General features: G+C 57.8%; 9 protein-coding genes and 1 pseudogene. 7 read left to right on the plus strand and 3 right to left on the minus strand.

Annotated features, from left to right (window positions below):
- Positions 1-656 precede the first annotated feature (656 nt).
- The gene (gene ltrA, locus I6F12_RS11405) at positions 657-1,898 is read left to right on the plus strand and encodes a group II intron reverse transcriptase/maturase (RefSeq protein ID WP_225156259.1); all 1,242 of its coding nucleotides are present in this window, start codon (positions 657-659) and stop codon (positions 1,896-1,898) included.
- Positions 1,899-1,986: 88 nt separating this feature from the next.
- On the opposite strand, the pseudogene I6F12_RS11410 reads toward ltrA, so the two are convergent.
- The 3 genes and pseudogenes from I6F12_RS11410 to I6F12_RS11420 all read right to left on the minus strand — a co-directional run.
- A pseudogene (locus tag I6F12_RS11410) lies at positions 1,987-2,971 on the minus strand (IS66 family transposase); the annotation flags it as partial.
- A gap of 90 nt (positions 2,972-3,061) precedes the next feature.
- Positions 3,062-3,385, minus strand: coding sequence for an IS66 family insertion sequence element accessory protein TnpB (tnpB, locus tag I6F12_RS11415; protein WP_225126465.1), 324 nt, complete (start codon positions 3,383-3,385; stop codon positions 3,062-3,064).
- 70 nt (positions 3,386-3,455) lie between these two features.
- Positions 3,456-3,755: a transposase gene (locus I6F12_RS11420; RefSeq protein WP_225156261.1), complete on the minus strand. Its 300-nt coding sequence runs from the start codon at positions 3,753-3,755 to the stop codon at positions 3,456-3,458.
- Positions 3,756-4,664: 909 nt separating this feature from the next.
- On the opposite strand from I6F12_RS11420, the gene I6F12_RS37475 reads away from it, so the two are divergent.
- From I6F12_RS37475 to I6F12_RS11455, 6 genes are all read left to right on the plus strand, one after another.
- Positions 4,665-7,076: a 2-aminoethylphosphonate--pyruvate transaminase gene (locus tag I6F12_RS37475; RefSeq protein ID WP_338129117.1), complete on the plus strand. Its 2,412-nt coding sequence runs from the start codon at positions 4,665-4,667 to the stop codon at positions 7,074-7,076.
- A gap of 31 nt (positions 7,077-7,107) precedes the next feature.
- Positions 7,108-8,166 carry a dhydrorhizobitoxine desaturase gene (gene rtxC / locus I6F12_RS11435; protein WP_225138400.1) on the plus strand — a complete coding sequence of 353 codons (1,059 nt, stop codon included), beginning with the start codon at positions 7,108-7,110 and terminating at the stop codon, positions 8,164-8,166.
- Positions 8,163-8,981, plus strand: coding sequence for a gamma-glutamyl-gamma-aminobutyrate hydrolase family protein (locus I6F12_RS11440; protein WP_036016012.1), 819 nt, complete (start codon positions 8,163-8,165; stop codon positions 8,979-8,981). The genes rtxC and I6F12_RS11440 overlap by 4 nt, the downstream gene beginning before the upstream one ends.
- Positions 8,982-9,143: 162 nt before the next feature.
- Positions 9,144-10,013 carry a DMT family transporter gene (locus I6F12_RS11445; RefSeq protein ID WP_225156263.1) on the plus strand — a complete coding sequence of 290 codons (870 nt, stop codon included), beginning with the start codon at positions 9,144-9,146 and terminating at the stop codon, positions 10,011-10,013.
- Positions 10,010-11,296, plus strand: a complete 1,287-nt coding sequence (locus tag I6F12_RS11450; protein ID WP_036016009.1) for a hypothetical protein — start codon at positions 10,010-10,012, stop codon at positions 11,294-11,296. The genes I6F12_RS11445 and I6F12_RS11450 overlap by 4 nt, the downstream gene beginning before the upstream one ends.
- Positions 11,296-12,624 (plus strand): glutamine synthetase, encoded by a 1,329-nt coding sequence (locus I6F12_RS11455; protein WP_225156265.1) that lies wholly within the window; start codon positions 11,296-11,298, stop codon positions 12,622-12,624. The genes I6F12_RS11450 and I6F12_RS11455 overlap by 1 nt, the downstream gene beginning before the upstream one ends.
- Positions 12,625-13,638: the final 1,014 nt, after the last annotated feature.

The raw sequence follows: 13,638 nt of genomic DNA on the forward strand, positions 1-13,638 counted from the left end.
GGAGGAAGAATGTGATCTGAAACCTTTCAACGTGACCCAGAGGGTTCGACGCCCTCCCGGCAAAGGCGGAGCCCGCCAGCCGGAAGCGAGTCTTGCATGGGTGACGGCAACGTCGCTCGTGAAGCGTAGACAGCGGGTACTTAAGCCCTGTGGCAGCCTCGAAATCATGTGATTGCTGAAGCCTTCGCCGTGTTGGGTCCGGGGGCAGCATCGGGAAAGCCGCTATGGTCAGGTTCACCGGTTCGGCCGGGGTCTCAGAGCAGGGCAAAGGTACGGGACGGGTCACCAGGAAACCTGAGAGATCCCGTTCGTGCCCACGTGGAAAGCCGGTACGGAGCACCGGCCTCAACAAAGCTCCAGGCCCGATGACCGACTTGGCGAGCATCGGGAGCGCGTACGCGAACACGAAAACACCAAGGCATGTGGAATCCCGAAGCGAAGACATAAGTCGACGGATATGCACGGCGGGAAGTCGTAGCGGCTTGGTAGTACCGAGGAAGGCGGGGAACTGGGCTCACCGGGACCCGCTCGAGGGAAGGGAGCCGCCACGCGTTAAGACCCATTGACGAGAAACACGGGAGGGAACGCTGAGTCCCGCAAACCTGTCCACGAAACGACAATGGATAGCTGATCTGGCGAGGCAACATCCCGAGCGGGTGCTGACCTCGTTGCATCACCTGATCGACCGTGAATGGATGCTCCAGGCTTATCGTCTGACGCGCAAGGATGGCGCGCCCGGCGTCGACGGCATGATGGCAACGGACTATGAGGCGAACTTGGAGCTCAACCTTGATGATCTCCTGGCGCGCATCAAATCCGGCCGTTACATCGCGCCGCCGGTGCGACGGCACTACATCCCCAAGGCGGATGGCACCGAACGGCCACTGGGCATTCCGACACTGGAGGATAAGGTGGCGCAGCGAGCGATTCTCCTGCTGCTGGAGCCGATTTACGAGACGGACTTCTTGCCGTGCTCGTACGGCTTCCGACCGGGACGATCGGCCCACGATGCCCTGCGCGCCTTGCGTACAGGGTTCATGGAGCAAGGGCTGCGGTGGGTGGTGGATGTCGATATCTCAAAATACTTCGACACCATCGACCACGCGCACCTCCGCCGATTCCTCGATCAACGGGTCACGGACGGCATTGTCCGGAGGATGATTGACAAATGGCTGAAGGCGGGGGTGCTCGAAAAGGGCATCCTACGCCGCTCGACTGGTGGAACGCCCCAAGGCGGCGTGATCTCGCCACTGCTTGCGAACATCTACCTGCACCATGTGCTGGATGAATGGTTCGAGGGGGTGGCGCGACCGCGGCTCAAGGGGCGGTGCCAACTGGTGCGATACGCTGATGACGCGGTGATCGCCTTCGAGGACCATCTGTCCGGCAGGCGATTGCTGAATGTGCTGGGTAAGCGGCTCGGTCGGTACGGGCTTCAACTCCATCCGACTAAGACCCGCTTCGTAGACTTCCGGTTCAAACGCCCCGGTGGGCGTCATCCCGCGACGGCGGGGACCACATTTAACTTCCTTGGCTTCACCCATGTGTGGGGTCAATCGAGGAGGGGTAAGAATGTCGTCCGACAAATAACGGCAAAAGACCGTTATGCCCACGCGCTCGCATCCGTGACGGAATGGTGTCGGCTCAACCTGCATCGTCCGTTCCGGGAACAGCACGCGCACTTGTCGCGGGTGATCCGGGGGCACTGCGCCTACTACGGCATCTCCGGCAACGGCGGACGGATCAGATGGTATCACCACCAGCTCATGCGGATATGGAAGAAATGGCTCGCACGGCGTGGCCGCCACAGCAATCTGCCGTGGTCGCGCTTCCGGGCCATGCTCGCGCGACACCCGCTGCCGACAGTCAAGATCGTCCACCAATGTGCCGTACCGTGAGCGAAGCTTGCGCGTGAAGAACCGGATGCGGGTAATCCGCTCGTCCGGGTCTGTGAGGGGCGGGGTTGGCAACATCCCCGCCTACTCGGCAATAGGCAAGTTGGATGTTCGGCCCAACACGATCCGGCGCGATCAGCCGATTATATCCGGCATAACCATCCACCTGAGGGATGCCCGTAAATCCTCGGAATATCCGCTCGGCATGTAGCCCGCCGCGACCGGGTGCATAGGTGAAGGCTATCCCCGGCGGCGCACCTCCGTCCCACGGTCGATCATCACGGGCCAGCGCCCAGAAGTATCCTGTCTTGGTTTTACGAGAACCTGGATCAAGCACCGGCGCACGGGTCTCGTCCATGAAGAGCTTCGTTGACCGCTTCAGGTCCGCAAGCAAGGCATCGAAAACCGGACGCAGTTCGAAAGCTGCCCGACCAACCCAGTCGGCGAGTGTTGAGCGGTCGAGATCAATCCCCTGGCGGTTCATGATCTGGGCCTGGCGGTAGAGCGGCAGATGATCGGCATACTTGGACACCAGCACATGCGCGATGGTCGCCTGGCAATCCTGCATGGATCAATCGTGCAGGTGCTGGAGCCTGCGCTACGCCGTCGGTACAGGCACGGCAGGCGTATTTTGGACGATGAGTAACGATGACACGGAACTGCGCAGGGATGACATCCAGCCGCTCGGATACGTCCTCCCCTATGCAATGCAGGCCACCGCCACAGTTGCAGATCAAGCTCTCCGGCTGGATGATCTCTTCGACACGAGGAAGGTGGGCGGGAAGAGAGCCACGATTGGCGGCGCGAGATTTGGGGCTCGGTTTGCCCGAGGGGCTATCGGCTTCATCTTCGGCATGGATGGCCGCTATGGCGGTTTCCAGGTCTTCCAATGCGAGATCGAATTGCTCGGGATCAGACTTCTCGGACTTGCGCCCAAAGGCAGCCTGCTTGAAGGCGGCGACCAGCTTGTCTAGCCGTTCGATCCGATCATCCTTGCGGACTTCACGCGCTTGAGCTGCGAGCAGCATCGCCTTCAAGGCAGCAATATCGTCCGGCAAATCGGCGGCGTCCAACATGCCGGAAGTTTGTCAAACTCTACTCGCCGTCCGGATTTCTCGCTCGAGTCATCGTGCCGCACCTATTCGATTGCGGTCGGTGCTCTTGCCTCAACGGTACGAACCCGACGCCAGTCGAGCCCGCAAACAGCGCCTCGAACTGGGCAGCCCAAGGGTCATCAGACCGTCCCTGATATCTCGCCAAGTGAACGTGTGCTCCTCCAGCCGCTTGTAGGCCATCACCAGACCGCTGCCATCCCAGTAGATCAGCTTCAGGCGGTCCGCTTTGCGGGATCGGAATACGAAGACCGTTCCTGTGAACGGTTCCTTGTGCAGCTCGTTCTTTACCAGCGCCGCTAATCCGTCGTGACCCTTGCGGAAATCGACGGGCTTGGTCGCCACCATGATCCGAACGCGGTTTGATGGAAAGATCATGAGGAACCTGCGCATGCAAGCGCGACAGAGGCGATCCGGGCGGCAGATGCGTCTTCTTCCAGACGGATCGTCACAGAGCCGAAGAGAATCTCGGGGCGGTTGGCTTTCTTGAGCAGCGGCTCCGAAATGGGGGCTCGACGATGACCGCTGCGAACTCCGCCGCGTCCTCGGGTTGTGGCAGAACCAGCTTGCCCTGCCGCGCCATCGTCCGCCAGGTGGAAAGGTGGTTCGGCTTCAGGCCGTAGCGCTCTGCGACTTCATTCACCAACGCTCCGGGCCGAAGGCTCTCCGAAACGATCTGCGCCTTGATCTCGTCCGGCCAATGCCGATGCGGCTCACGTCCAGACTTTCTGGTCGTGAGAAACTCCAATGTACTCTCCATGGAGAAATTCCCGTTGCTCGTTCATGGATACGCGATCACAGATCACGGCGGCGAGGACAACGTGGGAGCGGAACATCGGTTACCGTAAACGGGCCGATTAGCCCTCACTGCGGTCCAGCTCGCGCTTGCAGGCGGAATGCTTACGATAGGTCCAAATTGAACTCTCAAACCGCGCTGTGAATCCTCTGTCCTCTGCTGCTTACGTCAGCTTGTCGCCGCCAAATGAGAGTACGTCAGGAAAATTTACGTGAGAAAATCCCCGGAGAGGGTTGAACCGCCCGTAACGTCAAGTTGTACGATCTCCGAAATGGACATCAGCGTCCCAGATCCTCCAACCAGCGACGGAGTGCAAATGTATCAAGTCCAAAGCAACGCATTAGACTCCCGCTGCGAACCACGATCATCGAGTGTGCCAGGCATTGATAATCCGGGCACGTCGTCTCCTGGCTGCATCGCCCGGACAGGCTCACACGTAAATTGTCCGCAGACTGGCGCTTCATAGCTGCAAGAGGGCGATCGCGCTCAAGCTTGCACAGACGTGACAGTGGATGAGAGCGAACGTCGGCGCCGGTTGCGCCCGAGTGCTTAGTGCCAAAGGCTATTTGGGAGGTCTGAAGGGCATCAATGAGGAGCTTTGTGAAACATCGATCTCCATCCGCGATGAGATATGGAGGTTGTCATCCGACAGCCTTTTCGGGCGCCGACGCGAAACGCGTCCACGATACATGTCGCTTCATTCGAAGCTGTTGATGAGAAACGGGGCGCGCGCCACGGCGCTCCCTGCTGTGCGTACTCCAGGTCATCGACCAATACAATGTTAGGAGGAATGGTTTGACAAGACAGCGGTCTTTGCTGACGCCTGGTCCATTATCGTTATCGCTGGCGGTCAGGAGCCAGATGCAGCTTGATCTCGCGTCTCGCGATGACGAGTTCAAGGAGGTGACCGCCTGCATGAGGCGGCTGATGCTCAACTTGCTGGGAAACGCTGAGGAATATTCGGTGGTGCCTATTCAAGGAGGTGGCTCCTTTGCAATGGAGGCGGCCCTCTCTTCATTTGTGTCCCGAGCCCACAGGCCGCTCGTTTGCGTAAACGGCATCTATGGCGAGCGCATTCTACAAATTTTGCGGCTGTGGGGTGTCGAGGCACTGAAGCTTGTCAAGCGCGCGACCGATCCGTTGGATCCGGAAGAGATCGGCGAGTATCTGAGCCGAAATCCCGGCGTTACGCACCTGTGTTTCGTGCATTGTGAGACGACGACCGGAATCGTCAATCCGCTGCACGAGATCGTGGAGGTGGCGAGGCGAGGTGGCGTAAAGACCATCATCGATGGGATGAGTTCCTTCGGCGCCCTCAATATCGATCTGAGCCAGCGTGGACCTGACGTACTGGTCACATCGAGCAACAAGTGCATAGAAGGGCCGCCGGGAGTTGCGTTTGTCATCGCCTCGCGCGAGCTGCTGGAGAATGCGACTCAAGAACCGAGATCGTTTGTGCTCGATGTGAGAGATCAATGGCGCTCGCTCGAGCGCACGGGTGAGTGGCGGTCGACCCCTCCAACCCACGTCGTTCAGGCAACGACAATGGCTTTGAAGATTCTGCACGAGGAAGGCATCGATGCCAGGCGCTTCAGGTACGAGAAGGTCAGAGACGACCTCATCAAGGAACTCGAAGGGATAGTGGCTCCGCTGTTGTCCCCCGAGTTGCAGTCGCCGGTCTGTGTTGCGTTCAGTGCGCCGTCCGGAATAGTGGACCAGCCAGGATTCGATGGGCTGTATCGCCACTTGGCGGCCCATAATCTTTACGTCTACTCGAAGCTGCATCTTGCGACGCGGAGCTTTCGGGTCGGTTGCATTGGGCAAATCCAATCCAGCTGGATTGAGCAGTTGGGATGCGCCTTTCGTACATATTTCCGGTCCGGTCAGGCCCGGTCAGCAAGGCCGGCGTCGGGCCAAGAGGCATATGGGGCGCGCGTAAAGATGCCGGCTCAATCAGCTGGGGACCGGCAGCTGCGGCTTTCCCCCGAGACTGCTGTTCTGCATGCGGGCTATCGACGCGACCCGGTGACAAAAGCCGTCGCAGTGCCGATTTACCAGAATACAGCTTATGAACTCGATGGCGATCTAAATCACATCGCTGACGTCTACAACGTCAAGGCGGATGGGTTCACCTACACGAGGATTATCAATCCGACGACCCGCGCGCTGGAGAAGCGCTACGCCGCTGTCGACATGGGCAGCGACTCGCTCGCCGTTGCGTCAGGTCAAGCGGCGACGTTCCTTGCTATCATCAACCTTTCAAGTGGCGAAGTAGGGGACAATATTGTTGCCTCTCCGTATCTATATGGCAATACCTGGAACCTGCTCCACAACACCTTAAAGCGTTTGGGAATCAGCGTGAGGACAGCAGATCCCCGAAGGCCCGAGACGTTCGAACGTGCCATTGATGATCGCACGATTTGCCTGTTCGGAGAGGTAATTTCGAATCCCTGTCTGATTCCGCTCCCGGTCAAACAGCTGGCGGAAATCGGCCGAAGGTACGGCGTGCCTCTGGTCGTAGACAATACGACCACGCCGCTGGTATGTCGGCCGTCAGACCTGGGCGCCGCAGTTACGACGTACTCTGCAACAAAATATATATCCGGTCATGGCACGACCCTCGGCGGACTAATCGTTGACAGCGGCAAATTTAGCTATCGGGGAGCCTCCCGCTTTCCCTTGTTCAACGGTCCCGACGAAGCGCATGGCGGAATTGTCTGGCACAACGCTGTGCGCGATGTCGATGATCTAGGAAAGAGCGAGTTTCTCCTCAAGGCTCGCATGACCTGGTTGCGCGATACGGGTGCAGCCATCGCCCCGTTTGCGAGCTTTCAACTGATCCAAGGGCTTGAAACGCTGCCGCTTCGCATGAAGCAGCACTGCGCTAATGCCAGGATCGTCGCCGGCGTTCTAAAGGAGCATCCTAAAGTGCGTCGCGTCTTCTACCCGGGGCTCTTTGAGGGCGCCGATCGGGAAATCGTCGATCAGACACTCAACGCCGAATACGGACATGGGGCGATGGTCATGTTCGAAGTGGAAGACGAGCTGGCCGGGCGCAAGTTCATCCAGAACGTTGACTTGATGTATCACGTTTCCAATGTGGGAGATGCCCGCACGCTCGTGACTCATCCTGTCTCGACGACCCACACCACTGTCCCGCGGGAAAAGCGCGAAGCGGCCGGCATATTTGGCGGCTCAATCCGGCTTTGTGTCGGCATCGAAGATGTTAACGACATCTTGCGCGATCTGGACAAGGCGCTTTCCGCAATCTGACAACCTGCAAGGCGATCAGGAAGAGGTTCTCATGAATCAGGCAGACGCTTGGAAACTGAGGTCATCACGCTATGAGGCCGTTCAATTCAGTCGGGAGATCAATAAGCAGCTTTCGGAGCTAAGGCCGGACAACATCACGGGGGCCGCCTACATTGCGAAAGATTACGCTGTCATCACAGCGTGCACGCTTGCGACCGTGTCTGTCTCGTGGTGGTTCTACCCGCTGGCCGTTCTCCTGATCGGTGCCTATCAACGCGGATTGACAACCATCGCTCACGATGCGGCTCACCGCACGCTCGCGAAGAATACGACCTGGAATTATGTGCTGGGCATTCTGTTCGCTTCCTATCCCTTGTTCCAACGCCACTGGGCCTACCGGATCTCACATGTCTACTTGCATCATCCCTATCTCGGCGACCCGGACAAGGATCCCGACCTGAAGTTTTTCCTGGCCAGCGGCGTCTACGATGTGCAGCCTCCAGAGAGATACGCTTTCAACATCATCTGGAAGCCGATCTTCGGCGGCGCGACAGTAGCGTATCTGAAGTATCTTTGGACTAATCGTTTTTCGATCGAGGAGACCGAAGAGCAGAGCCGCTCAGGCATACTTGTCGACAGGTATGGCTTCTATCTGTTCTGGTTCAGCATCCTGGTCGGGTCATATGCTCTTGGTCTGCTCCATATCGTCGTCCTGTTTTGGATCGTGCCCTATCTCACGACGTTTCAGGTTCTCGGCTGGTTTATCGAACTCGCTGAGCACTCACCCATGTGCGAAACAGAGACGCAGAACGTCTATCTCACCAGGAATAGGAAAGGAAGCTTCCTCGAACGAGCCATCCTGGGACAGAATCTGGATGAGTACCACCTTGAGCATCACCTTTCACCCGGCATCCCGTTTTGGCTGTTGCGCAAGGCTCAGAAAATCCGAATGCAGGATCCGAACTACGCGAAGGTCGCCGCCACCTGGGGCGGGCTCTTTGTCAAGGGACCTCAAGGTCAACCTAGCGTCATAACTCAGTTGAAAGAGCGAAATCGACGGCTGTATGAGCAGTCCGTTGCCGGGGTTCGCACGCGAGGCAAGGTGGCGTGAGGTTGCAACAGCCCGAGCGCACCCAAGCCGTTGTCGCCGTCACTTCGAACCGTCTTCTGGTCGATGGTGTGCATCGCGACTGGTTACGGCGCAAGTACGTGCAGGCACTCCATCGTCATGCTGGAGTGGCTTGTGTCATATTGCCGACCGTCGACGCGGAAGATGCTATGGAGGAGGTCGCCCCGGCCATCATGCGCCGGCTCGACGGTCTGGTCTTGACAGGCGATGAATCAAACGTGGACCCCGCAGTCCTGTCAGCGCCCGCATCCTTTGCGGATCCTGATCGGCGGGATGTTGAGCCTGGGATCCTTGACCGTCCCCGGGACAGGCTCTCTGCCGTAGCCATAGAGAGCGCCATCGCCCTCGGAATGCCTATTCTGGGCATCTGCCGTGGGCTTCAGGAACTCAACGTCTATTTCGGCGGAACACTCCGCCCATCGCTTGCGGAGTGGAGCCGAGAAAGCGGCGCCATGCATGCCGAGAAGCCAAATCGTCCCAGGGACCGTCAGTACGATGCCGCGCACTGCGTCAGGATATCATCCTATGGCGCACTGTTTCCAATCGCGCGGACGATCGAAGCGCAAGTCAACTCGCTGCACAATCAAGGCATCGAGGCACTTGCCCCAGCGCTAAGGCGCGAGGCGTGGGCGCCTGACGGTCTGGTCGAGGCAGCTTCAGTGATTGGCGCTCCGACGCTGCAAATCGGTGTGCAATGGCACCCCGAATGGCACGTCTCAACCGACCTCCTCAGCAAGCAACTGTTCAAAGCATTTGGAGAGGCGTGTGTTGGGTACTGCCGGACTAAGAAGGGCTAGAGGCAGATCGTGATTTTGCAAACGAAACGTGGCCCGCGCGAGCCGAAAGGGCAGTCCTCCGAAAACGACGCGCGCGCCTGGGCTTCCGAGAGCTCCGCCCGGCCTCGCGGGCACAAAAAGGGTGGACGATCTACGAGTGGCTTCGCTCTAGGAGTGTTTTTTGTGGCGCTTTATGTCGTTCTGAGCGCGGCAGGGGAGGTTTATGCGGCATCGTATTTTCAGAAAGCGGATGTGTTCGTGGCGCTCCTGCTGTCTTTCGCGGTGGTTTGTATAACGTTCAACTTCTTGGCTCGTCACGAGGGAGGCGAAGCAAGAGCCGGAAAATGGTCGCTCCTGGTCTTCGTCGCACTCAACGTCGTGACGGCGATCAGCTGGATCGGCCTATTTATAGGACTGAAATACGCTGAACCTGCGATCGTGGTCGCTTTCATGGTGGCGTTGGGGCCCGCCGCAACAGTGTGGTTAAACGCCCTGATCAGGCGCAGGGGCGCCCCACCAGCATCCGATATTGTCGTGAGCGCCGCGATTGCGACGATCGGGACTTACATGATTTGGATCTCGGCCAGCGGCAATGCGGGCGTGGAGTGGGGGGCTCGATCGTCCATTGGCATCGTCTTCGCCATCGTGGCCGGCCTATCGCTCGCCCTCACAAATATACTTGTCAAGGTGCTGTTCGACCGTGGGTTTTCCGGCCGACAGGTGCTGGCGCATCGCTTTTATGGAACCATTCTCTTGCTGCTGGGGCTGGTCGACCATTCATCTATCGTACCGGAGATCTCGCAGCATTGGTTTGCGATCGCAGCAATTGGGCTGTCGACGATCGTTTTACCTTTGCTCTTGATTCAGGAGGGCATTCGCCGCGTAGAGCCCTTCACCGTCAACATGGTCCTGTCCACCGCCCCCATCGTCACCTTCCTGTTCCAGTACTTCGATTCTCGCATCGTGCCTTCGTCACACACGTTCGTTGGAAATGTCCTCATTACGGCTATCGCTGTCAGCAACATCTACTTGCAGTATCGGAGATCCGCATGAAAGAACGGAAATGTGTAGTCGTGGACGCATACTCTACGGGCCGCTACCTACCCGAAGAATTCAAGCGCTATGGAATTGGGACCGTGCATGTGATGTCGGCCGCACAGATTCCACCGATATTCCAAGCGCATTTCAATGCAGATCTGTACGATGAACTCATTCGCCCCGGCGAGCGCATGGGGTATGATGACATCGTTGAATATCATCTTCAGGCTCTCCAGGGCAGAGAATTTGAGTTCGTTATCGCGGGTTGCGAGTCTGGAGTCGAACTCGCCGATTCGTTGTCCGAGCGGCTGGGCTTACCTTCAAACGGGACCGCTCTATCGGCTGCTCGGCGTGACAAAGCACGATTGTCTTGTGCGCTGACCTATGCCGGTGTGCGATCGATCAGACAAGTCGTGTCTGACAATGCTGTAGAGATCGCAAGCTGGAGGCGCGAAGCGAACTTCGACGAGATCGTGATCAAACCTCTGAACAGTACGGGCACCGAGGATGTATTCTTTTGCTCGACAGATGCCGATATTCAGCGTGCTCTAAGCGCGATTGTCGGGAAGACGAACCGTGTCGGAGCATTGAATCGTTTTGCCCTCGGGCAGGAAAAAATAAACGGTCAACAATACACCGTAAACGCCGTCTCGATCCACGGAGATGCCTTCATTACGGAGGCCTGGACCTATGACACCGTTCCTATCGAAGGGGCATCATCGGTCTGCTCACTCGAGAGATTGTTGGACGGCAGCGAACCAATCGTTCAGGAGCTCTCCGACTACCTGAAACGTGCGTTGCAGGCACTTCAGATCCTCGAGGGACCGGCTCATGCCGAGATCATTGTCGATCATCGGGGGCCCGTTCTGGTGGACTTCGGGGCGAGGCTTCAAGGGACTATGTCGGCAAAAGCACGAATGATGGCGTTGGGGCATAACCATATCACGCTGACCGCTTGGCGCTACGCAGATCCCGAGGGCTTTGGGGAGTACATGAGGATGCGCGGGCCGTACAACCGGAAGGCGCACGCACTATGTGTCTCCCTGATCTCCAACAGGGGCGGTGTCGTTGCCGGCTACCCGGGACTCCAAGCAATTCGCAAGCTCCCGAGCTTTGCGGATGCCATTGCATTCGTTCCAATTGGTGAAGAGCTGGTTCCGACCATCGATTTGGCGTCGACACCAGGCATCGTCTATCTCGTGAATAGCGACGTGAATCAGCTTAATGATGACTATCACAAGTTGCGAGCAATGCGGATGGACCAGGTGTTCGAACTGGTGGCGCGGGATAGCCAGTGATGACAACTGAAGCAACCTTGACCGGAGCGAGTCCAGCCCGCGCGGCGATGATCGGCGTAAGCGACTTCGACGGTGTGCTGCGAGGCAAGCACGTCTTAGGTGAAGATCTCTCGGGTCAAGATAAAGTCATCAAGTTCTCTGAAGCGGTGCTGGCGTGGGATTGTTCGGATCGGGTCATTCCGATCAGTGTCACGCAGCAGCCGTTATCAGCATTTGGGGATGCTGACCTGCGTATTCTGTCTGCCACCGGCCGTTCGGTGTCTGATGTCGGCTATCAATATCTCTACCTCGCCGAGTTCACGGGCGCACATGAGAACATCTGCCCGCGGGGTGTTCTGCGTAAGGTCCTGAGAAGGGCTGCTGACCTCGGATACAAATGCGCTGTCGGGTTCGAGTTTGAATTCATGTTGTTCAAGGAGAACGCCGATACAATTGAGGATAAGCCGTTCAGCGAATGGGCTCCTTTAACACGGGGCCCGTTCGGCTACTCGATTATGCGCTCCGTTGCTCAACATGAGCTGTTCGATGAGATCTTGGCGCTTTGTGAGAAAGCTAGAATACCTCTCAGCGGACTGCACTTCGAAACGGGACCGGGAGTGGTCGAAGCGTCACTTCGTCATTGTGATGCGTTGGAAGCTGCCGATCGAGCAACCATATTTAAGTCGATGATAAAAGCATGGGCGCAAAGGCGAGGCTTGATGGCTACATTCATGGCCAAGGTTTCCGAGGATTGGCCGGGCCAGTCCGGCCATATTCACATTTCGATGTCCTCGGATGGTCAGAATGCGTTTTACGACAGCAATGCGGTTGGCAACTTCTCAAAGGTTATGAGGCAATTCATCGCCGGACAATTGAACTACATGAACGAGTTTTGTGTGCTCGCTGCGCCGAACTTCAATAGCTACAAGAGGTTGGTGCCTGGCTGCTGGGCACCAATCTGTCCAAGCTGGGGTGTTGACAACCGCTCCTGCGCGGTTCGCGCTATCTCGGGAGAGCCGTCCGTCCATCGTCTGGAATATCGGCTGGCTGGCGCAGACGTGAACCCATATCTTGCGCTCGCATGTGCCATTGGTTCCGGAATATTGGGACTCGAGACAGGTGTGGCACTACCCGCGTCGATCGCCGGTGATGCAAGCGTGGAGATGACTGCGAGACTACCTCAAAGCCTATCAGAGGCAACTTCTCGTTTTGCACAGTCAGCAGCAGCGAACGAGGTTTTCGGAGAAAGGTTTGTTGAAGCATTCTCTTGCTCGCGCCGTTGGGAATGGGACGCCGTTCAAAATCGAGTGACCGACTTTGAACGTCGGAGATACTTCGAGATCATCTAGTTTGTCTTGACAGTTCTGTGCCTCGTTCCTCTCGCAGCCATGTGAAGGGGGCGTGGAGCTGATGAGGTCTGCTGCCAACTGCTCTGTGGCCGCAATTGCGATTGCTTCGATGTGATGCAGGTAAGTTGTGCTAACTTTTTCAAGAAGGAAGGCGAAAGGGGAATAGTTGTCCAGTGGGCCGAAGCCGAAGAGCAGTGACGCGCAACGCTGTAGCCGAACCGCGGAGCCCCGCGCCCGAGACGAGGTTGGGGTAGATCAGTGCTGGCCAGGACGCGCTCCGAGCGGCGCTCTGAATTCCCTGCCGGCGAAGAGGGGCCAATCACTTTTGGTCCTGGATTCATGAGAGCGAGGAATGCTGCGCAGTCTATTTCGCGAAGATGCGTAAAGGATTGTCCCTCAAGCGCCGCACGAGGGTATCGCGCAGAACCGCCCCAGCAGATCTTGGGATGCGCGCGTACAAAGGCTGCAACAATGATCTTGCCTTTATCGGCTTCGAACGGGTGAGCGCATCACGCGAAAGGCCAAAGAGCTTTAGGGAAGGCCGTAAGAAAGTACTCCTCCGGTGAGGGCCCCCGGTGAGGCCGCCTTCGCTGGATAGCCGATTTGCGATCAAGCAGCGTGAGTGACGCACGCGCGCCGGGACCGGACCGTCGTGGGATGCGATCTCTCGGTGAGTTGAATGGTCGTCTCGCCCCTGTCCTTCTGATCGGTCACCTTGAGCGACGTCTCCGCGGCTGTCCTGATGGGTGCCGTCAAGCTTGGAGAAAATCGTGCCAAGCTAGCCAAGCCTTAAAGACATGGCAGAGCTCGCTCTTGGCGGTGCAGTTGAGTCCAAATGAGCGGGTCGCCACTAAAAGTAGCCGAGTTGGGATCGACAGCGCGCTACATTGCTGCGCCCCAGAAAGATGTGACGGGCCCACCGTCAGGCAGTGCCACAAGACTAGCGGTTCGACCACACCGTCAAAGTCGATCAGTGCCGCCTTCGGTTTTGACGGGCTCTACAGGAGAATACGC

The organism is Bradyrhizobium sp. IC4059, from assembly GCF_020193615.1.
GTDB lineage: Bacteria > Pseudomonadota > Alphaproteobacteria > Rhizobiales > Xanthobacteraceae > Bradyrhizobium > Bradyrhizobium yuanmingense.

Excerpts from the sequence above, each read along its gene's own strand:
- tnpB (WP_225126465.1), bottom strand. The coding sequence starts at position 3,385 with ATGATCTTTCCATCAAACCGCGTTCGGATCATGGTGGCGACCAAGCCC.
- I6F12_RS11450 (WP_036016009.1), top strand. The coding sequence starts at position 10,010 with ATGAAAGAACGGAAATGTGTAGTCGTGGACGCATACTCTACGGGCCGC.
- I6F12_RS11455 (WP_225156265.1), top strand. The coding sequence starts at position 11,296 with ATGACAACTGAAGCAACCTTGACCGGAGCGAGTCCAGCCCGCGCGGCG.
- I6F12_RS37475 (WP_338129117.1), top strand. The coding sequence starts at position 4,665 with ATGCAGCTTGATCTCGCGTCTCGCGATGACGAGTTCAAGGAGGTGACC.
- rtxC (WP_225138400.1), top strand. The coding sequence starts at position 7,108 with ATGAATCAGGCAGACGCTTGGAAACTGAGGTCATCACGCTATGAGGCC.